This is a genomic window from Solibacillus daqui (assembly GCF_028747805.1).
Classification (GTDB): Bacteria; Bacillota; Bacilli; order Bacillales_A; family Planococcaceae; genus Solibacillus; species Solibacillus daqui.
Genome location: NZ_CP114887.1, coordinates 2086548 through 2110430, shown reverse-complemented (window position 1 = coordinate 2110430; position 23883 = coordinate 2086548). Strand labels below are relative to the sequence as shown.

Below are 23883 nucleotides of genomic sequence, written 5' to 3'. Positions count from 1 at the left end.
TTGCGTTACGATATTGAGCAATTGACTTCCATATGAAAACCTTCATTCCAAGGTATCTACATACATAAAAAAACCAGTTCCCCAACGGTACTGGTTAGAAATATTTCTATTCATTACTTAAAAAATTTAATTCGCTCTTCAAGCGGTCGGAATTCTTTTTCACCTGGTGTGACCGTTGGATTACCAAAGGGCATTTGTGCAATAAGTTTCCAGTTTTCAGGTATAGACCATTCTTTTTTTACTTCATCATCAATTAGTGGATTATAATGTTGTAAAGAAGCTCCTAATCCCTCTGCTTCCAATCCTGCCCACATAACTAATTGGTGCATACCTGATGCTTGATTTGACCAAATTGGAAAGTTCTCAGCATAGGGTGCAAATTGCTCTTGAAGTGATTTAACTACAGCCTCATCTTCAAAGAATAATACGGTGCCATACCCTGCCTTAAAGGAATCCATTTTTTGTTGAGTTGCTGAAAAATCTTGATTTCCAACTACTTTTCTTAAAGTTTCCGTTGTGATGTCCCATAATTTATTATGTGCCTCACCTGATAAGACAACTATACGTGCTGATTGAGAGTTGAATGCTGACGGAGTATATTTCACAGCAAATTCTACAATTTCTTTAACTCTTTCATCCGATATTTTTACCTCTTTACTAATTCCATAGTAAGAACGTCTTTCTTTAAGTGTAGTGTAGAAATCTTTTGTCATAATTTCTCTCCTCCTAAAATTCAACAAATCATACCTGACGCTTCGAGATTTTTACTTACCAAATCTTTTTTTGAATTTTCAAATGGCCAGATTTCTCCAAGTAAAACTGCGAATTATCCGCCACTCCTACTTATTAAATCAAAAAAAGAATTGAAAGTTACATGAACATGTTTAATATTCGTAAAAATATGTTGCCCAAACAAAAGTAAGAGTATTCAAATAGTAATTCAAGATAAAAAGTCAATAATAATTTTTTCGTAAGGTTTAACAAAAAAAATAGAATTTCTTCCAATTAACTCAGTCTCCAATGTGTTCATTGTCACACTAAACAGTTGTTCTTGAAAGTTTTTACTCTCCCTTTATATCGAGTCAATCTCATCAATAAATATTAATTGTTAAAATAACTATAGCTTAACTAATTTTGTTAACGATAAGTTATCATTTTTTATCGAAACATATTATAAAAAAAACTATGCCCCTACTGGTACTGGAGCATAGCACTATTATCTATTGTTATGATTTTATTCCACTACCTTTTATATCCAACTTCTTTTTAAAATCTCATCATACCAATTCTTATATAATGTATAACGATATTTTGCTGTTTCCCCCAATTATAAGAAAGACAAGAATTATAAATAACATTATTATCTGTAAGGGTTATTAGTGTTGTAAATAGCAACCGAAATCATAATTGTTACTGGAGCTAAAAATACACAATTTAATAGGCGTTCCTTTGCTGTTAATTCTTGATAGGATGCTGTTTATCTTTGAATTTCTAATAGGGAAGGAAATCCAGCACGGGACCAGAGCCATAATGGAGTATGGATATCAATTGGTGCTAATCCTGTTCCTTTAAGTACAGTCTCCCAAGCGTTTGCTACCATTTTTCTATCATCTGCTCCACCATTTAATACTTCTTCTGAACGATAAGCCACGAACGCTGATTTCACAACATTCATGGCATTTAAGTCTGTTTCCAAACTTTCATTTGTGAACGTTTATTAGGTTTATTTTGTATACTTTATAAATCCTTTTTGCACTTAAAATTTCCCGTTAGTTTAATTAAGATTTTCGCCTTTTTCATTTAAAATAATGATGTGTTTCTCACTGTTTTTAATGTCAGATACAGCGGTCATTATATTTTTTACTATGAGTTGTTCAGTTGTCTAATTAAGCTTGTGGACCCCATACTGGTAAAAAAGAAGATAATTGACTTAATTAACTTCTTTTATGACTTTTGAATTCATTGTATATATCATAGATATAACCACGATTAGGCTTCCGCATAACAGCATAATGTTTGAAATTGTTATATTTAGTACGAGAGCCAATGAAACAAAAGCATAGGAGAGTGGCACAAGTCCATTAGAAGAAGCGTTAACTAGGCTCATCACTCTCCCGATTTTATTATCCTCACTTTGTTCTTGAATAGTTGAGATGAGTGAAACGTTAATAAAGGATGAAAGCGCACCCATCATTGAAAGTAAGACCATTCCTTGCCAGAGAAATCCGATTTTTCCAAGCAGGGATAAGAAAATTCCAAGTACCGTTATCATGACCAGAATAATTAATCCTCTCTTTTTTCTTAAGTTAAGTATCCCGACAATGAACGCTCCGACAAGCATCCCACCTTGATAGGAACTCTGAAGAAAGCTTAAATCTAAAGCTTTCCCATGAATCACGCTATCCACGATAAGAGGGATACCCATAAGGAGAGGACCAAAAAAGAAAAAATTAATAACAATGAGAATTAAAAGCATGTTTTTCAGAAAGGGCATATTCCATACATACGTTAATCCTTCTTTTAATTCCTCTTTAGTCGAGACCTTTTTTTGTGAGATTGCATGTACGTTTTCCTCTTCTTTTATTAAAAACGAGAAAACGAATGACATAATCAAAAAGACAACTACGATTGAAAATAAAAGACTAAAAGATCTTACAGAAAGCACCCATCCACCGATCATTGGTCCAGAAAACATAGCAATTTGATTTGAACTCTGAATAAATGAGTTTGATCTTGTAAGTACATCTTTTGAAACCAAGGATGGAAGTAAGGATGTGGTTGCTGGAGAAAAAAATGCATCTACAACGCCAAAAAGCAATGCGAAACCAATCAAAGGCCATAATTCGAGGAGACTCATTTGAAGAAAGAGAATCATAACCACAACCAATATACATCTTACAATACTAGTAACAAGCATAATGCGAGATTTCCTGTACCGATCCGCCCACACCCCACCAATAGTCATGAAGAGTACTCTTGGAATCATTGTCACCATCATTACAATACCTAGAGCACCTTCCTTATTCAGGACAGTAATAATGTACCATTGCTCAGCAAATAAATAAGTAGATAAAGCCAAAAATGAAGCTGTACTCGATAGCCATAAAAAAACAAAAGAACTATTTTTAAAAAGACCTGAGGCTGCATTGTCATTCGTAGGTGAAGCTAAATGATAGTCTCTACTCAATAATATCCCCCCTTATCATTAAATGAGCTCAATCTTTCTTAAAAAGAGGCTCTTCAATTTGAAAAGCAGTTGTCATTAAATAATAATTTTGCTTCTCTCTTTCATCATCTTTTTCTTCAAGTTTTTTCAAGAGTTTTCTATATTCTTTCGTAAATTCCAAAAATTTATCTTTGCTTACTGTAAATTCTGTTTGAATGGAAAGTTTTGGCCACTCTTCAACATTCGATGAATCTAATTCAAATGAACTCTCAGGAGCTGTTAACACCCTTGTCTTCGCTCTATCAATGACTTCCAAATAGGATTGTCTAGTAGCCTCCTTAGATTCTACATAATTTAGTAAGTGATCTGCAGGGATAAATCCTCTAGCTACTGCTTGATAAAACTTTAATATGTTCCCTCCTCTTTCTTCCTTTCTTACAAGTTGTATAATTTTGTGCTTCTCAAGTTCTCGAAGATGATACAAAATTTTAGCTCTGGATAAATTAAGCTCCTGAGCAAGCATTTGGCCTGTGTGCGGCTTTTCGACTAAGAAAATTAACATTTTAGTACGTAAAGGATCGCTTATTACCTTTAACTGTTCATAATTTTCAATAATGAATATCGACTTTTGGTCCATTGTGCAACCACCTTTTTAACCGGTTAATATTTATTAACTTTATTGTAGACTGAAATCACAGAATTGTAAATCAATTATGTGATCCTCAAAGGATATTGAGATGGAGTGCTTGATTCATATCATCTAGTGTTACGGGATCGAAATTCGTTTTCTTAGGGAAGAACTCGCGCAGTAAGCCGTTTCCGTTATCATTTCTACCCCGTTGCCAGGAAGAAATGAAAACGGAAACTCCTTGATAATATACTTCAATTAAACACATTAATTGCCTGACCTTTACCGAGATTGTGTTAATCACAATTCTTTTGAGTCAGTAACGTGTCGCACTAACTAAAGCCCCCGTTGCTTAATAACGATTTCATTTTGATTTTTATAAAAAAGTTTGATCATTTTCGGCCTTTATAATTTCGTACTTTGGTCAAACAACCTACAAGTAATCCAGACTATTAAACATTAGGATGATTCCAACAATACACATTATCCAAGAAAGAGCAGATCCTGTATTATTAGCTATTTTCACCCGAAGTTTCTTAAGAGGTTTTTGCATCCTCCGACCAAACAGGAGATAAAAGAGAAACAACAAGATGGAGGGCATCACCATGATAAGATTGTATCCAGCTAAAATAGAAGACCATTCCATCCATGATAGATTAGAAGTAGTCATTATTCCGATTGCTGCAAAATATGGAAATGCTGTACCTACTTCTATTAATGAAGTAGTGAATCCCAGAGCAACCATTGAAAGAATGCTTTTTGATTTTGGTGAAGGTAGGTCTGAATTTTTCTTTGTAGGAACATAAAAACTTGCAATGAACAAGATTGCTCCAATAATAAAGACTATCCAACTTACGATTCGATTTTGAAATACGCCAGAAATAATCTCAAGTAAAAAAACTAGTCCTAACATGAGTGAAACTCCAACAGCAAAATAAAATCCTGCAACCGTCAAGCTTAACGTATCCATTAAAGCCAAACATCCTATCAGGAGAAATAGTTCTGTACTCATCATTTCCCCCCTTATTTCGGTTGAGATTTATTCTTTTCGGACATAAAGAATACATATGCCTGGTTCATCAACTCAAGCACATCCTGATCAATCGGATATAATCCCAGTTTCTCTGACTGCTTTTGCGACATCCTTATTTCCCACAGCTTATCTAAAAATTCATTTTCACCAGCAAATTCCTCTAAACGCTTTTCATCCATTCTTCTAATGATATTTTGAACTTTTATTGCTTTTGGACCGTCCTTGATATAACGCTTTAACTGACCTATTAGTGCAATCCATTCTAGTGAGTCAGAACTGTCACTTGTCATATTGGGAACCTTTTTCCATAACTTTATTTCTGTTTCTTTAAATACAGATTCGCGATAATTCTGCTGTATTTCTTTATCTTTACTGGATAATTGCATGATCTTCTGAATCGCAATCCAGTTTTCATCTCCTTCTATAGCAATTCCATGTATCAATTCCCGTAAAGACTGCTCTATTTTCTTTAAATTTTCCTGTTCTTCTATTACAAAAGATAATTGACTCTTTAAACTATCCGACCAATCCCACTCACTGGAAGCGAGCATATTCTTAATCTCATTTAAGCGAAATCCAACCTTTTTTAAAAATTGAATCTGCTGTAGTTTTTTTATTTCTTTATTCGTATATAAACGATGACCACCTTCTGTTTTAGATGTTGGTTTCAATAATCCGATTTTATCGTAGTGACGTAGTGTTCTTACTGTAACACCTGTCAGCTCTCCGACTTTGTTAATGTGTATCAATTGATTAACCTACCTTCCTGTTCGTTAAGACCTTATCGTTAACAACTGTTTTATTCATTCTACTTTTATTCTTCTTTACGAAAAAAAGTTTTAAGTAAGTACCCTGCTCCCAAGCCAATCAGTACACCAGGAAATGCATTATCCAGAGTCATTCCAACACCAGCACCTATAATGACACAACCATAAATAATAATATCTCCCTGTTTCATCTAATCCCCCTATTTTTCTAATAAATCTAGATATTGCAAAAAAAGTAGTTCCTAAACAGTATACAAAATGACGTAACGTTAGCTTCAAGTTTTTTTGACTATTATTAATTAATCTATATAAACCTTGAAACTGCCGAGGGGTCACCTTCTAAAATGGTATCCAAAGAGAGGAATAGAAAAATGAAGAAATACTGTATTGTTATGTAGGTTATTCTTACTATAATGTTTTTAAGTGCCTGTTCGGAAGGTGGGAAAAGTGAAGATTATCGATTGGCGCTTCTGTTGAAAGTGTCGAAGCATGGGCACCATTAATTGATCCAAATGAACATAGCTGTGAAACCATTCGTCCACACGGTGAGCTAGAATTACGTCACCCTTAAACTGGATTCTACGTTGTTGGTATGAAAAGCTACGGACGCGCACCTACATTCTTAATGGCAACTGGCTATGAGCAAGTGCGTCCCATTGTAGCGTATTTAACAGGTGATTTGGAGGCTGCTCGTAAAGTATAGTTAGACTTACCAGAAACCGGTCTATGTAGCTTAGATTTAAGTAGCAATAATAACAAAACAAATTGCTGTTAAAAAAGTATCTGTACCTTTTGAATAAAATTCGATAAAAAGTAAGTTGAAAACGCTGATTTATACAGAAAGAAACCAACTGTTTTGAATCAAATTTTGATCAAAACAGTTGGTTTTTATAATAAAGAATGATTATTTCGGAATGCGAATATTCAACAATCGCGCCCGATTGTTGAATAAGATTTCAATTAATATCCCTAGTCCTCATCGTCCTTTTTATCTTTACTATTTCTATCTTTTTCTTCTTCCTTTCTTTCCTTTTGCTTTTTCTTTTCCTCTTCTTTCCTTTCTTTTTCCGCTTCTTTTCTTTCTTTTCTCTCATCTTTTCTTTCCTTTTCCTCTTCTTTCCTTTCCTCTTCATATTTTTTCTTTTTCAACTCTTGTTTGTATTTGTTCTCAATCAAAGTTAAGTCAAAATCTTTATTGGAAATCTCCGATGCAGACTTAGATATTATTTCTTTAAAGATTACTGTCGTAGTTCCACTGCTAGTTGATAAAAGATAGTGATCTTGATCTGTTTTATCATACCCTAACCATATCGCCCCGACTAATTGAGGAGTATATCCGACAAACCAATGATCTTTTGCTCCTCCATCTGCCAGAAATGGGAGCTGTGTTGTACCTGTTTTCCCTGCTATTTCTACACCTTCAACCTGAGCCTTTATCCCCGAACCTTCATTTACAACACCTTTAAGCATATATGTCATTTTTTGAGCAACATCTGGTTCAGTAACTTGCGTCGCATTTTTCTGCCATTCTCCAAGTAGATTCCCATTTGCATCCTCTATTTTTTTAATGGCATGTGCCTCTACCATTAATCCATTATTGGCAAATGTCGAGAATGCTTGTGCCATTAATAATGGTGATGTTCCTTTAGACATTCCTCCCAGAGCTAACCCAAGTCCATGATCTTCTTCAATTAATGGGATACCGAAACGCTCTACTGCATTTATCCCGTAATCCAATCCCATTTTGTTTAATAACCAAACTGCTGGTACATTATATGAGTTAACTACGGCATCATACATCGTCACTTGACCACGGTATTGCTTATCATAGTTAGTCGGTTGATATCCATCTATATTAAGCGGGTTATCCTCTAACAAATCAAATGTATCATATCCTTGTTCCAAAGCTGGTGTATACACTGCTAATGGTTTCATTATTGATCCAGGCTGGCGTATTAATTGTGTAGCATGATTGAAACCACGAAAAGTATGTTCGCCTCTTCCACCAACAAGTGCGTTAATTCCACCGGTTGAAGGATTAATAAAGATACCTCCACTTTGGATTAGCTGATCCTTCTGACTTTCTGGAAACAAATTTCCGTTTTCATATACTTCTTCAGTAGCATTCTGAATAGTAGGATTTAATTCAGTATAAAAATGAAGGCCACCAGAAAGTACTTCATTTTCTGTCAGATCATATTTTTGAATTGCTTCCTCGATGATATGATCTACATAATAAGGATATTTACCTTTGTACTTGTCATCGAACTTCTTACTTTCTAATACAATAGTCTGTTTCTTCGCCTTTTCAACATCACTTTGGTCAATATATCCCTCATTTTTCATTAATGTTAAAACTATATTTCTTCTTTCAACTGCCTTATCTAAATTTTTTATAGGTGACAGAACAGAAGGCGCCTTAATTAAACCAGCAAGAATTGCAGATTCACTTAACGACAATTCACTTACGTCTTTTCCAAAATAAGTTTGAGCAGCACGTTGAATGCCCCAAGCTCCCTCACCGAAATAAATTTGATTTAAGTATCGTTCCATGATTTCATCTTTGGTGTAAGTTCGTTCAATTTTTTTAGTTAAAATTAATTCTTTTATCTTTCTTGTAAAGGTACGTTCATGTGTTAGAAAAACATTTTTTGCTAACTGCTGTGTAATTGTACTTCCGCCTGCAACAACTTCTCCACTTATCAAGTTTTGAAAAAATGCCCGAATGATACCTATATAATTAACGCCATTATGCTTATAAAAACGCTGGTCCTCTGTTGATATAACAGCATGTATGACTTCTTTTGGTATTTCTTCTATACTAACTCCTTCAATATTTGAATTAGATATCTTGCTTGCAATGTCTCCGTTTTGATCATATATAATAGTTGGCTGTGGAACCGGATTATCTAGTTTACTAACATCACTTTTCCAGATAAAGATATTAAAAATAAATAAACAAATTAAGACAAACGTTATACCTGCCAATACTAACTTAACTACAAAACTTTTAGATTTTATCTTTTTCCATACAGTATTCCTAGACAATTTGCCTTGTTGTCTTCTTTCCATTCTTCCCACTTCTATTCCCACCTTCAAGCTTATTAATACACATTGCTTTATTGTTAAATATCTAATATTTTAAGTCAATACATAATAAAAAATTAACATTCTAAATTTATTTCTTTACCCAATTGTAGATATGCCTTACTCCATTAAATGGCCCGATTATCTAGAAGGGAGATAATTTTTAACAATCTTTATAAAAATTATCGAACTTTATTTTAAATTATCATTCTTAATTAAAAGGCTACAGGATTCTTTTGAACGCATATTGAAGCCCCTTAGAAACGATGGTCTTTTTTACAAAGCTACAGTTCACGAGACGTATGAATTAATGAATGAGTAAGTCTATGGTGATCTTTCTAATTTCGAGTTTTGGTGAGATCTAAAGAAAATACATCGAATGATGAAAAAATTCTTTTCATTAGGACACGAACTAGTTATAATATTTTAGTTTTCAAGTAAATGGAGTGCATAGTTATCAATTTAAATTGGTTAAACTTAATGTGAATAACCAATGAAGGGGAAATGTTAAACAGAGTACGTAATTGTTATAGAAGATAGACATAAAAGGAGTTTGTTTTCATGAAAGAAACATCAGGAAGTACGATAAAATGGATTCCTTTCTTCATTACCATTGCAATTGGTATTATTATTTGGTTTATACCGGCACCTGCTGGAGTAGAAGAAAGTGCATGGCATTTGTTTGCTGTGTTTGTTGCGACAATTGTCGGGTTTATTTCAAAACCATTACCTATGGGAGCTATTTCAATTATTGCTATGGCAGTAATCGCGGTGACTAACACGCTAACAATTGAAGAAACTCTAAGTGGGTTTGGTAATTCGACTATTTGGCTTATCGTTATTGCGTTCTTTATTTCGCGTGGATTTATTAAGACGGGGTTAGGTGAACGTATAGCTTATGTATTTGTTCGGTTATTTGGAAAGAAAACTTTAAGCTTGTCGTATTCTTTATTGCTAAGCGATTTAATTTTGGCACCTGCTATTCCGAGTAATACGGCACGCGCAGGTGGTGTGATTTTTCCTATTATCCAATCCTTATCACGTACATTTGGTTCTAAACCAGAAGATGGTACAGAACGTAAAATGGGAGCCTTTCTTTTGACGGTAGGATTTCAAGGGAACTTGATTACATCTGCTATGTTTATGACAGCTATGGCAGCCAATCCTTTAATTGTTAAGCTAGCGAGTGATACGGCTGGTGTGACAATAACGTGGTTTGGGTGGGCAACTGCTATGATTGTTCCAGGACTAGTAGCATTGATTGTTGTTCCATTTGTTATCTATAAGATTTTTCCTCCAGAGATTAAACAAACTCCAGAAGCAAGTCGAATTGCGAAAGAGAAATTAGATGAGTTTGGGCCATTAAAAAGCTCTGAGAAACGCATGATTGCAGTGTTTATAGTTATTTTAGGACTTTGGATTAGTGGGGATTCTTTAGGCATTGGTGCTACAACTGCTGCTTTAATAGGGCTTTCCTTGCTTTTATTATTAGAAGTACTAACATGGGCAGATATTAAGAAGGAAGAAGGAGCATGGGATACGCTTGTTTGGTTTGCGACGCTCTTTATGATGGCCTCTTACATGAACAAGCTTGGACTGATACCGTGGTTTAGTAATGAAGTCAGCTCCTTTGTGTCTGGCTATAATTGGATGTTTGCGGTATTGATATTAGCACTTGTCTATTTCTATTCACACTATTTCTTTGCAAGTTCTACAGCGCATATTAGTGCCATGTATGCCGCGTTTCTATCTGTTATGCTTCAAGCGGGAGCACCAGCCATGCTTTCGGTAATCATATTAGCAGCATTCAGTAATTTATTTGGTGCAACAACTCATTACGGTTCAGGTCCTGCTCCTGTATTCTTTGGCGCGGGTTATATGGAACAGAAAAAATGGTGGACGGTAGGTTTTATTGTTTCTATCGTTACGATTCTCATTTTTGTTATAATTGGCGGCTTATGGTGGAAGCTACTTGGCTATTGGTAAGATTGATTTGAGCACGGCTACACTAGGACAAAAAGTCTTTTTAGCCGCGCTCAAGTAAATGAAGTGAAAAGAGTTTACACATCCAAGCTGTTGATGATAGCCAATATTTGATGATCTGTCCATTTTCCATTAATCTTCAGATTTTCTTTAGCTATACCTTCTTTTACAAACCCTACTTTTTCTAATACACGAATGGATGCTACGTTGTCAGGTATAGCTCCTGCCTCAATTCTATGGAGTTTTAATTCTTGAAAAGCAAAGTCTACAACAAGTTTAAGAGCCTCAGTTGTATAACCCTTTCCATTATACCCCTTATCTAAAGTAAATCCCGTATAACAGCTTTGTAGGTCTCCCCTTGAAATTTGAGTTAATGAAATGTCTCCGATAAGTTTATCAGTTGCTTTTAAAAAGATTCCAAAGGGATATAATTGCCCTTCATCTGACTTTTTCAATGCCTGTTGAAGGCGTTGTTTTTGAAATTCCTCTGTATAAAAAGCTTCTGGAAGTAATGGGCTAACTCGTTGAAAAAATTCGCGATTTCTATTATTCAAGCTAGCTAACTCGCTTGCGTCAGAAATTTTGTAAAGTCGGAGATAAATTTGTTCCCCTTCTAGATTCATAGTACCCCTCCAATTTCTTATTATAACCATTTTATTCAATTTAATAGAAGAGTATGATGTATATTACTATTTTAATGTAAATTCTTATTGCCCTAACCTGCTGCGTTAGTTTAAGTACAGTTCTTCACAATCTTTATTAAAATTATCGAATTTTATTTTAAATTATCAATCTTAATTTAAAGGCTACAGGATTCTTTTGAACTCATATTGAAACCCCTTATTAAATTACTATTCCTAACGTTTTATATGACAATAGAAAAAATCCACCTCTTATTAGAGATGGACTCCTCTTATTGCTCATGTAGCTCAGCTAAAGAAATCAATAAATATCAAAAAGCATAAGCTTTTTACGCCTACGCTTTTCAAGAATTAATATTAAGACATCGATATTCTTTTACAAGCTATTTTTGCTGCTGGAACTTCAACACCAGCACCAAGTGCTGCCTCTACTGATTCTCCCCAAGAACCACTGCTAGCCTTTATTTCGTTCCCTGCTGTCAAAACTCCCTCTGCTACAATTTTTACACAATCATAATAGTCTGGATTAGGATTACTTTCAAGATACTGTGCAGCTAATTCGTCTGCTTTCTTTTGTATTGAAAGTCGGCCTTGTTCAGCCAATGAACTAAAAACACTCTCAGCTTGCCCACCAAAATGTACTATTTCGTTGTTAATGTCTCGACCTGTACGATGTATTTCTCCCATTTCAGATGACATAATTAGTCCTCCCAATCCTTAAAATGTGAACTTTTTAAGTTCACAAATATTTTATCCAACTGAGATTGTTCTTATCCAACAACAACTATTTCTTATTGGTTTAATTAAATAATTTAACATGTTTGTCTGGACTTTCTTGTCTCTGAATTTGGACAAGAAAATCCAGACATATTCTAAAGAATTGTTTATTTAATGACTTTTCAGGATCGTTAAAAATAAAAACTATGTAGTCATCGTATGAAATATTTTCTCACAATGGTCCTGTAGAGTGTACGCGAAAGTTTCTTCATCCAAAGCATCTTCATCCCAACCTTGAAATACAAATCCGTTAATTTTATTAGCTAATTTAATTAAAAAAATTAAGTAAACCCTCTATCCCTGTAAGTTTAAATAGGTCAACACCTTGTTTTTTATGAATTTTATATAGACAGGAATCGGAACCAAAAATATCAAAAAGGGCTTGAACAAATAATGTAAATCCTAAAAGGACAAGTATTAACTTATAATAATTTTAGATAAAATCCTATTATTCCTAATCCTATTAGGACCCAAAATAATACTTTAAATATTGAAGATTTGATTAATACTGGGTATAAAATTTCTGATATTGTAACCATAAAAATAATTCCTATAGTAAAACTAATTAAGGTGGTATTTATTAACTGGAGATCAAATCCTAAATAACCGCCAATAAAGAAGCCTAAAGAGACTGGTATCGATACAATAATGGATATTAATAAAACAATAAAGATATTTATACCTGCCAAAATTAATGGTGTAAACAAAATAATTCCTTCGGGGATACTATGGAATAAGAGTGTTTGCAATAAAGTCATTGTAAAATCGGATTCTTGATTTGTCGCTAAAATAATTCCCAGAGGTAAATTGTGAACCGAGAAACTAAACATTAATGTTAAACCTGTACGTATATACAATTTTTTCTTTGAAGTACTTTTTTTACCCTGGTTACTATGTAAACTATTATGTAATACTTCGAATATAATCATTCCTATTGTAAATCCAATAAAAGTACTTAACCAACCGCCTAATTCAATTGCTTCTGGAAAAATTTCGAAACTAATTAAGCCCAAGATTATTCCTGCACAGAGTCCATAAATGATGTCTACCCTCTGCTGCAACCCCTTTAAATGCCATGCTATCATTCCACCTATGAATATTCCTGAAGAAGTACATAAAAAACCTAATAACCACATTCCACATTATCACCTTTCAATGAGTATAATTAGTGGTATGGTTAATCCAGATGATTTATGAAAAAACCTTTAGATAAATACAATCCAGACTTCTCTTTCTTAAAAGAAATGCACTTATCGATTGATACTGCTGTAGAAAGTATCAAAGCATGAATCCCACTATTGATCCAAACGAGCTTAGCTGTGGTACTGTTCGTCCACATGGTGAATTACAGGAATATTCTTTAAAACATGATAAAGGAGATACCAAATGGATTATCGGATTGAGAATATTGATTTTGATTTAAAAGTTATAGGAAAAGGAAAGCTAGTCAAAACCAGTAAAGCCTTTAAAACAATTCCTACGCTTTGGAGTAGTGCTAAAAAAGATGGATTTATGCAACATTTGATTGATATGTCCTGGGAAGAACCAAAATGCACTCTTGAGAGTCTTTTAGGTGTTTGTGGAAAAGAGGCAACCATTATGGATGAAGAATTTATATACTTTATGGGCGTCCGATATGATGGAGAGGTAACAAGTGATATGGAAACGCTATTCATTACTCACCGTACTTGGGCTGTTTTTCCAGGAATAGCGAATGCGTGGAAGCAATTATACACAGAATGGGCTCTAAATTCTGGATATGAACTGGCTGATATACCTTGTATCGAATGTTATTATCCACCAAAGCATAAACCAAGAAATGAACTTTGGGTTCCTGTAATCCCCAAATAATTTCATAATAATAATTAGAGTATAAGATGTAAAAGAATGGAGCTTCCAGTTATCGTGCTTTAGTTAAAAAAGAATTAAATGACTTTACTATCTTTTTATGCAGTAAAATTCTTTTAGATCAATTCGGTTTTTAACAACTTTAATAAGCCTTATTACACTGAACATTTTTTAGATTATTAATTTACAAAACTTGAATGTTCTCCTTGAACCAGTGTCTGTACTAACTAACAATACATTTTTTCTCATTTACGATAGATTCCTCACAAAAGGATTTGTTGCGAATAACCGTTTGTGACAATCACATAATAATGATGTTTAAAGACATAATAAATAAAGGTTTAATGTGAAAGGATGTATCATTGTGGATTTCATTCATGGACAAGAATCACTTACAGCGGTCCAATGGATTTTAAGAGCGGTCATTGCTTTTTTCTTTCTATTATTCGCGACAAAAATTATGGGACAGCGTTCAATTGCTCAGTTAGGGTTACTCGATTTTGCTATGGCAATAACTCTTGGTAATATCATCGCTCATCCTTTGTCTGATGAAGGATTAGGTTTAAAGGGTTCTATGATTACCATGACAGTGTTAATTATTTTATATTTACTCGGGGTATTTGTGAGTATGAAATGGATACCATTTCGACATTTTATGGATCCACCTCCGATTCCACTTATTAAAAACGGGCAAATTATTTCAGCAAACTTACGAAAAGCAAGGATTTCTATTGATTTTCTTTTAGCTGAGCTGAGAAAAGAAAAAATAGAAGATATTCAAAAAATTGCTCTCGCATTATGGGAACACGATGGTTCGATTTCAAGTTTTCTTTACCCACAACATCAAATGCCAACACGAGCAGATTTAAAGATCGTACAAAACCCTTTTTCCCTCCCTACTGTCCTCATTAATGAAGGAAAAATTGATTACCACGAGTTAAATAAATCTATGCTTACAGAGGATTTGCTAAAAAATAATCTTATATCAACATATAATGTAGACGTTAAAGATGTCTTACTAGCGACAATCGATCAAAATAATAACTTGCAAGTTTTCCTGTACAAATAAAGGATTCACTTTGTTAATGAAGTGAATCCTAGTTAAAAAAAGGTACTTATTTTTGGGAATTGAAGTTTACTAACCACTGTTATTTTCTCAATTTACATCCTGCTGATTCTGGATAAACTTATCAATCGTTTCGTTTAATTTAATTGCTGCTTTAGTCGGAATTTGGTGTTTTTCTTTTTCTAAAAACACTAATTCACTATTTGGCAATTTTTCATGCAGTATGCGAGCATATTGATGAAATGATTCATCTTTCGTACCAAACACAAGTAAAAGCGGTGAATCAATGTCTTGAAGACGACTTGTACAATTATAGTGTAGGCTATAACGGTAATACTGCTGGATATTACGTGCGTCTCCATAGGATGCGTCTTCGTAAAGTTTACTAAATATTTTTCGAGTGTTGGAATTCCCCCATGAAATGGCAAGTGTTAGAATTGAAATGGCTTTTTTATTTGCTAGTTTGATTGCTAAAGAAATTCGCTGCTTTAAATAAATATCGTTCACTTCAGACATTCCGCTAATGACAATACCACCTAATGCCCTACTAGGATTTGTCAATAAAAACTCTAATAAAATCGACCCACCTGCTGAATATCCACAAATATACGCTTTCTCTATACTTAAATGATTCAATAATTTAACAATATCATTAACAATGAGTGGGTATGTGATAGCTTGTTTGGAATACACACTTCTTCCATGACCTCTAATATCAAAGGTGATTACTTTATACATTTTAGATAATTGTTCTAATTGATAAACAAAGTTTGTGCAGGTAAGTAATGGAGGATGAATAAAGACAATTGGTGTTCCTTCACCCTTTGCTTGATAGTATAAGCTACTACCTTCAACATCTAACATTGGCACTTCTAATCACCTCAAACAAATATTATTATGTTGCATACTAGTATGTATCTTCAAGAATAATAATATTCCTTCATTTGTTGAGAAAAATACTTGTACAGTCGATTGGAATAGATATCCAATAAACCTTGATGAACTCACTATGTATGGATCTGTATTAAGATAGTTGACATCTCTTTTTACCTCTTCCATTATCATTTGTGTAAAATCTGTCTTTCCAGCACCTCCTTGTTAGGTGTGTCTAAGTTAGCAGGTAACATTATCCGTCGGTGAAAATGACGGGTTCAGTTCAAGGAAATACATTTGTTTATGATGCAACTGCGGTAAGAAAGGCTAAAACTATCATTTCTACAGCCCTTAGTTTTACATCATACGGATAACTCACTCTAGTTTCCATAAAAAGAAGCACCTCCAAAAGATTTTAGGATACCATACCCAAATTTCAATTGAAGATGCTTTTTTTGTTTTGTTTAACCCCAAGGGGTCACTATTATAGAACCGTTTAATTAATTCTTACGCCTTTCTTTTCTTGCCAAATAAACCAACAAGACAAGCATGAACGTTGTCTGTACTAAAAATGCAATAGCATCCCAAAACGCTGCACGATCTCCTGCTCCGAGAATATTCGAATAAATCGTACTAAACATATAATAGAGCTGTGGTAAAAAATACAAAACTGTCAAAAGTAACGTTAAAAAAACTCCAACTATGTAAAATACACTATATATACGAATCAAATTCCATTCATCCTGGAACATTTCTTTATGATCCTTCCTTGACTTTCGAGGTTTCTTATGTAATGAACTTAAATATATTTTGCCACTCTCCATCAGGTTATAACATCCTGTTACATTTTCTACGACGTAATATACATCTGTTTTCATATAGAAGCAGCATTGATATATTGATTTAATAAAAATATCTAACACGATGATGCTAAGAATTCCTACAAAATTTGCATCTGGAAAAAGAAGTATAAAACCGAATGAAAGGAAAAGAATGATCTGCTCAAAAGACATGCCAGCAAGATACAGGATATTCCTCTGTTTAGGATTGAGCTTCCACGCTTGAGTCAGGTCAGTTTCAAAAACAATAAAAATTAGTCGGTTTCCGATACTTAATTTAGCTGGTAAATCATACGATCGAATGGCAAGGATATGCCCAAATTCATGAATTAAAATTAATACTATAGAAATTAATAGATAATTAATTACATTTAGCATCATGGAATCGAATAGGAATATGTCTTTGTAATGAGGAAAAAGTTCTGGATTCAGTATAAGAATTAATATGTTCGATACTAGCAGAAGCAAGTAAACCTTGTTCATCGTTCCATTAAAAAACATATTTCCAACCCAGTGTGGGATCCATAAGAAACCACCTGCATTTGATACAGATTTAGCCTGCTTCTCTTTATCTCTATTAACTCGTACCCCATCCACATCTTGAACAAGGCCTAACTCTACCAATTGCTCCACAAATTCGATGATATCCACTTCTTCCTCGGGATAAGAATCTTTTAGTGTCTTTTCAATCGCAGCTAGACCTTCACCTTTGTCCAATCGTTTAATTGCATCAACACTTATCTCAGGTAATTCAAAGAAATCACCAGAAATCAGCTCCTCCACGATATAATTTTTTTTATCTTTTTGAATGGATAGCGGATATAATGTTATTTCGGATTGCAAGGATACCTTCAACATTTAGCCTCCTCTATAAATTAAAATAGGATGCTAAAATTTCAGCATCCTATAAGTACTTACTAATCATTTCGGAATTAACCAACACCACCAGCAAGTCACTTTAATTTTATTAAGTTTGCGAATTTTCACGTTTTTCTCCTCCTCTCATGTACATACCCTTCCGATATGTTTTAGAAATTTGCATCCATTGAGGGTAAATTTGTTTAAATAACTCGATCAGTTGTGGATCGAACTGACTCCCTTGTCCATCGAGAATTCGTTTATATGCTTCTTCAAATTGAAGTGCTGGACGATAGGACCTGGATGAAGTCATCGCATCAAAAGCATCGGCAACTGCCGTAATTCTGGCTAAAAAAGGAATATCTTCCCCAGCTAGTCTATCTGGATACCCTTTCCCGTCCCATCTTTCATGATGATGGTAAATCACTTCAATATTATCGGCAATTCCATCGACATCTCGAATGGCTTCGGCTCCAACTACAGGGTGCGTCTTAATTATATCAAATTCTTCATCTGTCAGTCTACCAGACTTTGTCAAAATGGAATCCGGTATATTAACTTTTCCAATATCATGTAATAGACAGGCATAATAAAAATAATTTAATTCAGAGGGTTTAAATTTTCCTGTAGCTTCTGCCATGTTCATTGCATATGCAGCAACCCGTTCACTATGTCCCCGAGTATAGGGATCCTTCAACTCTAGTATAGCAATGACTCCTTTAACAATACCTTCCAATTGTTCATCATATGAGTACTTCAACGCTTTTATATAATTTAAAAAACGATGAAGTAGTACAAAGGAAATAAATGACAGAACTAACAATATACTAATTGGAAACAAAATCAATGGATCCTGTATAAATATACCAACCAAAATATATTTTAGTAATAAACCAACTGTTATAAAATATGTAAATTTCTTGTTTACAAAGATTGGAGCGAAAAGTACAACTACAAGTTCTACCATGTTTCCGCTAGTGTAAGTAAGCGTACTGTCTTTATAATACAATATATCTGAAATTACATTAGTTAAAAAATAACCGAAAAATAATATGTATTTTACAGATTCTGTTTTCTCCTTTTTAATCAAATAAATAGATAAAGGGATTAGCGCAATGATGACTCCATATTTAACAAACATAAAATCGTACCATACTGTACTCTTTGCATTAGCATCGCTCCATGGAAATGCTGGGAAAAGGTTATTATACAATATTTCATATACAAAAAATACAACATAAAATAGCCATAAAAACAGTACTGTTGAATGCTTTTCTTCTTGTAACAAAGACGTTTTCTTCATATTTCACCTCGCAATTTATTTACCAATTAATAGACCTTATTATAACACGAGATTGGAAGTTAGTTCTATATATATCAAGGGTTTTATGCAAGGGACCAATGAAATCAATGATTCTTTAGTTTTAAGCCAAATAAAAACGACTGGTGCCTATACCAAACGTTGCACTGTATTCAATTCTACACAACAATAATCAATTACAACTCTTTTAATATAACGCGCTATATCCTCTGATAGCGTATACATCTCTTCCCCATCTTCTCGTAGTGCTTAACAGAAAAAAACGAGCATACAAGTCTAATAATTTGCATGCTCGTTTTTATATAGATTAAAGTGGAAGGTCTTTTCGTTTAAATACTTCTAAACTAGCTATATAGAGAACGATGCCAATACCTAAAAGAAGACCTAGCTTCCACCAATAGTTTTCCCCTTCTAGAATTGCCGTCGTATCAAACAATGCATTTATTGTGAAGTAGCTCAGTACGTCAAGACTATCGTCAACGGAGCTTAGTAGCTGAAATAAAAAGAAAGCAATCGGAATACCAGCACCAAAAGCAAGGGAGTTTTTCGTTAAGTTGCAGTAGCTTGAGAAAAAGAACGAAATACTACTAATAGCAAACATTAATAAAAATAAACCAACATTCAGCATGATAAAATCAGCTATCACGATGTCCGTCTCAGATTGAAACACCTGAATGGCGATAAAACCAGCCACTGTTTCAATAAAGAACATCACAACTAAAGCTACTATTAAGTAAAAGGCTTGCGTAACGATAATTGTAGAACGTTTCGTTGGTGTTGATAATAAGTATGCCATAGAACCACGATCCACTTGTGTGGCTATTAAACTATTTGCTGTCATAATGATGAAAATAATTGGAAATATGACACCATGAATAGAATAGAATGTTGAAGCAAGCATACTTAGTAATGTCGTTTGTCCGAGCATTCCTGCAAGTGGTGTACCCTCTACTAAATGACTAATATCTGTTAATGTACTATCATCAAATACAGCAACCATAATTACTTGTAGTAAAATTAAAACTAAAGTAAAAATAAGCCAAAGCTTTACATTTGCGCGTAAGGTTTGTTTAAATATCGTACCATTAATCATGGGATGGGCCTCCTGAATATATATGATAGAACTGCTCTTGAAGTGTATGTTTTTGTTCTGTTAAATTATCGAATTGATATGCTGATAAAATAGCTATAAATTTATTTAATGTATTGTTTTCAATATTCACAGAAGCAGTTGTGTTACTAATAGCTACAGAATCAATCTTTTCTTGCATAAAGCGCGTACATTCTTGTTCATTACTAAACTCGATGATAAATTGTTGATTATCATTTGACATAATCGTTGAAATCGATTTGATTGTAATGATCTTCCCTTCTTTAATCATCGCCACCTTATCACAAGTTTCCTCGATTTCTTCGAACATATGGCTAGACATAAAAATTGTTTTGCCTTTTGCTTTTTCGTCTTTAATAATTTGTATAAATTCCGCACGCATCAATGGATCAAGTCCTGTTGTAGGTTCATCTAAAATAAGAATTGGAGCGTTTGCCATCAATGCGACAACAATGGCGGTTTTTTGCTTCATTCCCTTTGACATCCGTTTAATATTTGCTGAAGGGTCGAGTTGAAGTCGCTCAATTAACTCATTTGCAAAGCTTAAATCCGTTAGCTGTAACAGATCTGCTTGCTGATGGATGAAATCCCAACCAGTTTTTACATCAGGAAAGGCAATTTCACCTGGAATGTAGCCAATCCACTGTTTGATTTCCGCCGCATCATGCCACGCATCAAGGTTTTTAATTTTCACTGTTCCTTTATGTGGTTTTAAAAACCCCATTAGATGGCGAATTGTCGTCGTTTTGCCTGCTCCGTTTGTACCGACAAATCCAAATGCTTCACCCGATTCTATTAAAAGATCGATATTAAAAATACCTCGACGATCTCCGTAATCTTTCGTAACATTTTGTAATTCGATTATTGCCACTGGATTTCCCCCCCTTCCCGTCGATCATAAAATTCCATGAAATGCTTTTCTAAACTAAACGGCACTTCGTTGAAACTTGAAATAGGAAAATCAACAAGTATTTTAATGAGCTTTGATAAATCATTTGGATAACAGCCGATTTGAAGTTCATTTGTTTGTTCATTTTTAAAGAGTAGATTAAAGCCATTCGATTCAATCATTTGCACAAGCTGTGTATAATGCATTGCGTTTTGAACTGTCAAATTAAAGACCTTTTCTGTCATTTTTAATAGTTCTTGTTTGTTAAATGAAGAAATCAAGTAACCATCTTTAATAATCGAAATTTCATCACAAGTAGCATCAATTTCAGTGAAAATATGGCTTGAAAGTAATATTGTTTTGCCGCGCTTTTTCTCTAATTTTACAAAGTCGATAAAACGTTGCTGCATAATCGGATCTAAACCGCTTGTAGGCTCATCTAGGACGAGTACATCCGGATCATGCATGAATGCCGTCACAATTGCTAATTTTCTCTTCATACCAAGTGACATACGTTTTACCTTCCCTGAAGCATCAAGGTCAAAGAATTCCATTAGTTTTTTACAATGTGTATCATCTTTAACTTTTCGTAAATCCATCATCATTTGAATGAATTGCTTCCCTGTTAAATTTTCAGGCAATGCTACTTCGCCAGGTAAATAGCCAAGGTTTTCTTGAATAGTTTTAGCATTTGTCCAACAATCTAGACCATTTACTGTTACGATCCCCTGCTCTGGTTTTGAAAATCCCATAATGTGACGAATGGCTGTTGTTTTTCCAGCCCCATTTGGTCCTAGAAATCCATATACTGTGCCTTGTTCAACATTAAATGAAACATCAAAAATACCCCGTCCATGTCCATAATCCTTTGTGACATGTTGCAATGAAATAACCGTCATCTTCTCACTCCTTGAATCGTTTAAGGGTTTAGGTCTTGTAGCTATAATATTGTCTTGATTAGTTTTTTATTTAGCCCTTTTCTGACACGATGTTGTTATAAGTATAAAATATTGGAAATAAAGAAGCTATATGCAAATATATTACAGTTGTTGTTTTAACTGTGATATTGCTTACTCTATGAATTAAGAATTTTAATTTGTATAGAAATGAATGTACTATGCGTGATTTCTTTCTATTTAGCTTTAATGATGAGTATTCAATAAAACCTACATTCTTAAACTTTTGATTTTTATATGACTTTATTTTGAATCTTGCCATAAAAATAGTAATTTTCATGCTACAATATTGAGGCAGCATCACAGCTGACTCCTTTTTCGAAAGGAGGTGCACTGCATGCCGAAGTTATCACGACAAGAAAGAGTAAAGGCTGAGCGAGAGAAAAAGCGTGAAGAAGGACTGACCATCTTTCGATACGCAACGGATCTTTTCCGTTTATTTGATACATTGTATCGTTTCTTTCGTATGATGTTGTAAAAACACAAAAAGAGACGTTGATTCCCATTAGAATCAACGCCTCTTTTTGTTTTCAGCCATATAAAAAACGTCTGGTGACCAAACCAGACGTTGCACTGCATACGATTCTTCACGACAAGAATCTTTCTGCCTTCATTGTATGCTTTTAAATGGTAAAAGTCAATGAATTGCTTATATTATATTCAACATGAAGGGTCATTTATGCTTTTTTCAACAAAGTAATTTAATTATTTGGTTCTGTAATAGGATATTGCTGTTTTTTAATTCAAATGTTATTGTCATTATTTTGCCATTTTTTCTTCTTTCCTACTAAAACCAAAAATTACACTTGAAAAAACAAATAACGTCATACATAAAAACATCGTGATACCATTCCATTCCCCATTTAGAAGAGTAATATTAGTTAATATTATAAAAAACATTAGACAAATAGTCATATACAATATTAAAGTGTGTTTTATTGTAAGTACCTCCTTTATTCGGATGTAAAGGAATAATTGATAATTATTCCTTAGAATACTTTACGCCTCTTTCACAAAATCATACCGCGCAACTTGCTCACCACCAATAAACAATCCTTCTATCTCGGTAAATCCAGCTTTTTTGTAGACTTGCTGCGCTACGATATTTTCTGGTTCATATGAGATATTTATCAACTGATGCTGTGGCGTTTTCATTGTATGAATGGCTTTGATAATAAGGTAAACGGCTTCTTTTCCATATCCTTTGCCCTGATAGTTTTCATCAATCATCAAACGATAAATCCAAAATTCATGGTCTTCCTCATCAATACCAAATAACGTGAAGCCTACCATTGTTTCATCCTCATAAATACCGTGTGCATAAAAGTTTTCAAGAAAATTTAATTGCGCTAATGATACGGCATTTGTAGCTACAAAGTGATTTTGATCCGCGGCTACTTTTAGTTTAATCGCAGTAATCCAATTATCCTTTGTAATCGGTTTTAAATGTAACATTTTCATACGTCCCCTCTACTCGCATTTTTTACAATCAATATGATTTTGGTTCACATATTTTGATAAGATGCTCAGAACTCAATGTTTCTCCTTCAATTACAATTATTGAAGACTATAATTTTATTACTTGATTCCTAAAATAAAAGCGTTCCACAATCTTTATGGACAGTGGAACACTTATTCACTAACTTTCAATACGATACCGCCAATTGGCATGCTTGACATCATTGACATTAATATGTGCGATGCTCGCCTCAATGCAATCGTTTAAATTTAAGTCCTTTGCATGTGCAAAGTCTTTTAGGCATTGTAAAAGCTCCTTATCGCATGTTGTACGAAATTCTATGCGATCTTTAGGACGATTTTTTTTGTTGAAGTTAATACCGCCTGTTTCTAGTAAATTACTATACCCATTTTCGAGCAGATAGCTAATGTGGGTGTCATGTAGTTCAGCCATTTGTTTGAGCTGTTCGACCAGACCTGCGCTAATACGGGTTTTATATCGCATGCGCGATTCATCGGCTGTTTGAATAAGTTTTCCGTTATGTATTTTCCACATAGGCACGCTCCATTTGTTGTAAAGAT

General features: G+C 33.9%; 22 protein-coding genes and 4 pseudogenes. 6 read left to right on the top strand and 20 right to left on the bottom strand.

Features of this window, described 5'->3' with window-relative positions:
• Positions 1–113 precede the first annotated feature (113 nt).
• The 8 genes and pseudogenes from O7776_RS10175 to O7776_RS10140 all read right to left on the bottom strand — a co-directional run bounded on the left by O7776_RS10175 (position 114) and on the right by O7776_RS10140 (position 5785).
• On the bottom strand, positions 114–713 hold the full coding sequence (locus O7776_RS10175) for a nitroreductase family protein (protein WP_274306968.1): 600 nt from the start codon (positions 711–713) through the stop codon (positions 114–116).
• A 764-nt stretch (positions 714–1477) separates the two neighbouring features.
• The gene (locus O7776_RS10170) at positions 1478–1696 is read right to left on the bottom strand and encodes a hypothetical protein (RefSeq protein ID WP_274306967.1); all 219 of its coding nucleotides are present in this window, start codon (positions 1694–1696) and stop codon (positions 1478–1480) included.
• Between the two features lie 234 nt (positions 1697–1930).
• On the bottom strand, positions 1931–3187 hold the full coding sequence (locus O7776_RS10165) for an MFS transporter (RefSeq protein ID WP_274306966.1): 1257 nt from the start codon (positions 3185–3187) through the stop codon (positions 1931–1933).
• A gap of 28 nt (positions 3188–3215) precedes the next feature.
• Positions 3216–3803 carry an ArsR/SmtB family transcription factor gene (locus tag O7776_RS10160; protein WP_274306965.1) on the bottom strand — a complete coding sequence of 196 codons (588 nt, stop codon included), beginning with the start codon at positions 3801–3803 and terminating at the stop codon, positions 3216–3218.
• Between the two features lie 97 nt (positions 3804–3900).
• Positions 3901–4017 (bottom strand): annotated as a pseudogene (locus O7776_RS10155) (IS30 family transposase); the annotation flags it as partial.
• 210 nt (positions 4018–4227) lie between these two features.
• The gene (locus O7776_RS10150; RefSeq protein ID WP_274306964.1) at positions 4228–4806 is read right to left on the bottom strand and encodes a GAP family protein; all 579 of its coding nucleotides are present in this window, start codon (positions 4804–4806) and stop codon (positions 4228–4230) included.
• Positions 4807–4817: 11 nt separating this feature from the next.
• The gene (locus O7776_RS10145) at positions 4818–5576 is read right to left on the bottom strand and encodes a MerR family transcriptional regulator (protein ID WP_274306963.1); all 759 of its coding nucleotides are present in this window, start codon (positions 5574–5576) and stop codon (positions 4818–4820) included.
• Between the two features lie 65 nt (positions 5577–5641).
• Complete coding sequence (locus O7776_RS10140) at positions 5642–5785, bottom strand: hypothetical protein (protein WP_274306962.1); 144 nt, start codon at positions 5783–5785, stop codon at positions 5642–5644.
• Between the two features lie 260 nt (positions 5786–6045).
• Between O7776_RS10140 and O7776_RS10135 the strand changes: the two are divergent.
• Positions 6046–6369, top strand: a pseudogene (locus O7776_RS10135) (flavoprotein); the annotation flags it as partial.
• 194 nt (positions 6370–6563) lie between these two features.
• On the opposite strand, the gene O7776_RS10130 reads toward O7776_RS10135, so the two are convergent.
• The gene (locus O7776_RS10130) at positions 6564–8666 is read right to left on the bottom strand and encodes a transglycosylase domain-containing protein (protein WP_274310475.1); all 2103 of its coding nucleotides are present in this window, start codon (positions 8664–8666) and stop codon (positions 6564–6566) included.
• Between the two features lie 576 nt (positions 8667–9242).
• Between O7776_RS10130 and O7776_RS10125 the strand changes: the two genes are divergently transcribed.
• Positions 9243–10667, top strand: coding sequence for an anion permease (locus O7776_RS10125; RefSeq protein WP_274306961.1), 1425 nt, complete (start codon positions 9243–9245; stop codon positions 10665–10667).
• A 74-nt stretch (positions 10668–10741) separates the two neighbouring features.
• On the opposite strand, the gene O7776_RS10120 is transcribed toward O7776_RS10125, so the two are convergent.
• The 3 genes from O7776_RS10120 to O7776_RS10110 all read right to left on the bottom strand — a co-directional run bounded on the left by O7776_RS10120 (position 10742) and on the right by O7776_RS10110 (position 13218).
• Entirely contained in the window at positions 10742–11287 is a 546-nt protein-coding gene (locus tag O7776_RS10120; RefSeq protein ID WP_274306960.1) for a GNAT family N-acetyltransferase, read from the bottom strand.
• A 375-nt stretch (positions 11288–11662) separates the two neighbouring features.
• On the bottom strand, positions 11663–12004 hold the full coding sequence (locus tag O7776_RS10115) for a hypothetical protein (protein ID WP_274306959.1): 342 nt from the start codon (positions 12002–12004) through the stop codon (positions 11663–11665).
• Between the two features lie 500 nt (positions 12005–12504).
• A complete protein-coding gene (locus O7776_RS10110) occupies positions 12505–13218 on the bottom strand; it encodes a ZIP family metal transporter (protein ID WP_274306958.1) in 714 nt (237 codons plus the stop codon).
• A gap of 84 nt (positions 13219–13302) precedes the next feature.
• Here O7776_RS10110 and O7776_RS20340 point away from each other — a divergent pair.
• The 3 genes and pseudogenes from O7776_RS20340 to O7776_RS10100 all read left to right on the top strand — a co-directional run.
• Positions 13303–13427, top strand: a pseudogene (locus tag O7776_RS20340) (glutamate synthase); the annotation flags it as partial.
• Between the two features lie 38 nt (positions 13428–13465).
• Positions 13466–13933: pseudogene (locus O7776_RS10105) on the top strand (GyrI-like domain-containing protein); the annotation flags it as partial.
• Between the two features lie 361 nt (positions 13934–14294).
• The gene (locus O7776_RS10100; protein ID WP_274306957.1) at positions 14295–14999 is read left to right on the top strand and encodes a DUF421 domain-containing protein; all 705 of its coding nucleotides are present in this window, start codon (positions 14295–14297) and stop codon (positions 14997–14999) included.
• Positions 15000–15086: 87 nt separating this feature from the next.
• On the opposite strand, the gene O7776_RS10095 is transcribed toward O7776_RS10100, so the two are convergent.
• The 6 genes from O7776_RS10095 to O7776_RS10070 all read right to left on the bottom strand — a co-directional run bounded on the left by O7776_RS10095 (position 15087) and on the right by O7776_RS10070 (position 21786).
• A complete protein-coding gene (locus O7776_RS10095) occupies positions 15087–15866 on the bottom strand; it encodes an alpha/beta fold hydrolase (RefSeq protein ID WP_274306956.1) in 780 nt (259 codons plus the stop codon).
• Positions 15867–16369: 503 nt separating this feature from the next.
• Positions 16370–17566, bottom strand: coding sequence for a PqqD family protein (locus O7776_RS10090; RefSeq protein ID WP_274306955.1), 1197 nt, complete (start codon positions 17564–17566; stop codon positions 16370–16372).
• Between the two features lie 109 nt (positions 17567–17675).
• On the bottom strand, positions 17676–18869 hold the full coding sequence (locus tag O7776_RS10085; RefSeq protein ID WP_274306954.1) for an HD-GYP domain-containing protein: 1194 nt from the start codon (positions 18867–18869) through the stop codon (positions 17676–17678).
• A 325-nt stretch (positions 18870–19194) separates the two neighbouring features.
• The gene (locus tag O7776_RS10080; protein ID WP_274306953.1) at positions 19195–19980 is read right to left on the bottom strand and encodes an ABC transporter permease subunit; all 786 of its coding nucleotides are present in this window, start codon (positions 19978–19980) and stop codon (positions 19195–19197) included.
• Positions 19973–20869 carry an ABC transporter ATP-binding protein gene (locus tag O7776_RS10075; RefSeq protein ID WP_274306952.1) on the bottom strand — a complete coding sequence of 299 codons (897 nt, stop codon included), beginning with the start codon at positions 20867–20869 and terminating at the stop codon, positions 19973–19975. The genes O7776_RS10080 and O7776_RS10075 overlap by 8 nt, the downstream gene beginning before the upstream one ends.
• Positions 20860–21786: an ABC transporter ATP-binding protein gene (locus tag O7776_RS10070; protein WP_274306951.1), complete on the bottom strand. Its 927-nt coding sequence runs from the start codon at positions 21784–21786 to the stop codon at positions 20860–20862. The genes O7776_RS10075 and O7776_RS10070 overlap by 10 nt, the downstream gene beginning before the upstream one ends.
• Positions 21787–22180: 394 nt before the next feature.
• Between O7776_RS10070 and O7776_RS10065 the strand changes: the two genes are divergently transcribed.
• Positions 22181–22321 (top strand): hypothetical protein, encoded by a 141-nt coding sequence (locus tag O7776_RS10065; protein ID WP_241369735.1) that lies wholly within the window; start codon positions 22181–22183, stop codon positions 22319–22321.
• 521 nt (positions 22322–22842) lie between these two features.
• On the opposite strand, the gene O7776_RS10060 is transcribed toward O7776_RS10065, so the two are convergent.
• Together O7776_RS10060 and O7776_RS10055 are read right to left on the bottom strand one after the other, a co-directional pair.
• Positions 22843–23304: a GNAT family N-acetyltransferase gene (locus O7776_RS10060; RefSeq protein WP_274306950.1), complete on the bottom strand. Its 462-nt coding sequence runs from the start codon at positions 23302–23304 to the stop codon at positions 22843–22845.
• A gap of 178 nt (positions 23305–23482) precedes the next feature.
• Positions 23483–23857, bottom strand: coding sequence for an rRNA methyltransferase (locus O7776_RS10055; RefSeq protein WP_274306949.1), 375 nt, complete (start codon positions 23855–23857; stop codon positions 23483–23485).
• Between the last annotated feature and the right edge of the window lie 26 nt (positions 23858–23883).

What these genes read in the sequence shown, in the direction of transcription:
- O7776_RS10175 (WP_274306968.1), bottom strand. Translation starts at nt 713, where the DNA reads ATGACAAAAGATTTCTACACTACACTTAAAGAAAGACGTTCTTACTAT.
- O7776_RS10160 (WP_274306965.1), bottom strand. Translation starts at nt 3,803, where the DNA reads ATGGACCAAAAGTCGATATTCATTATTGAAAATTATGAACAGTTAAAG.
- O7776_RS10150 (WP_274306964.1), bottom strand. Translation starts at nt 4,806, where the DNA reads ATGAGTACAGAACTATTTCTCCTGATAGGATGTTTGGCTTTAATGGAT.
- O7776_RS10140 (WP_274306962.1), bottom strand. Translation starts at nt 5,785, where the DNA reads ATGAAACAGGGAGATATTATTATTTATGGTTGTGTCATTATAGGTGCT.
- O7776_RS10130 (WP_274310475.1), bottom strand. Translation starts at nt 8,666, where the DNA reads ATGGAAAGAAGACAACAAGGCAAATTGTCTAGGAATACTGTATGGAAA.
- O7776_RS10125 (WP_274306961.1), top strand. Translation starts at nt 9,243, where the DNA reads ATGAAAGAAACATCAGGAAGTACGATAAAATGGATTCCTTTCTTCATT.
- O7776_RS10120 (WP_274306960.1), bottom strand. Translation starts at nt 11,287, where the DNA reads ATGAATCTAGAAGGGGAACAAATTTATCTCCGACTTTACAAAATTTCT.
- O7776_RS10115 (WP_274306959.1), bottom strand. Translation starts at nt 12,004, where the DNA reads ATGTCATCTGAAATGGGAGAAATACATCGTACAGGTCGAGACATTAAC.
- O7776_RS10110 (WP_274306958.1), bottom strand. Translation starts at nt 13,218, where the DNA reads ATGTGGTTATTAGGTTTTTTATGTACTTCTTCAGGAATATTCATAGGT.
- O7776_RS10090 (WP_274306955.1), bottom strand. Translation starts at nt 17,566, where the DNA reads ATGTTGAAGGTATCCTTGCAATCCGAAATAACATTATATCCGCTATCC.
- O7776_RS10085 (WP_274306954.1), bottom strand. Translation starts at nt 18,869, where the DNA reads ATGAAGAAAACGTCTTTGTTACAAGAAGAAAAGCATTCAACAGTACTG.
- O7776_RS10080 (WP_274306953.1), bottom strand. Translation starts at nt 19,980, where the DNA reads ATGATTAATGGTACGATATTTAAACAAACCTTACGCGCAAATGTAAAG.
- O7776_RS10070 (WP_274306951.1), bottom strand. Translation starts at nt 21,786, where the DNA reads ATGACGGTTATTTCATTGCAACATGTCACAAAGGATTATGGACATGGA.
- O7776_RS10065 (WP_241369735.1), top strand. Translation starts at nt 22,181, where the DNA reads ATGCCGAAGTTATCACGACAAGAAAGAGTAAAGGCTGAGCGAGAGAAA.
- O7776_RS10060 (WP_274306950.1), bottom strand. Translation starts at nt 23,304, where the DNA reads ATGAAAATGTTACATTTAAAACCGATTACAAAGGATAATTGGATTACT.
- O7776_RS10055 (WP_274306949.1), bottom strand. Translation starts at nt 23,857, where the DNA reads ATGTGGAAAATACATAACGGAAAACTTATTCAAACAGCCGATGAATCG.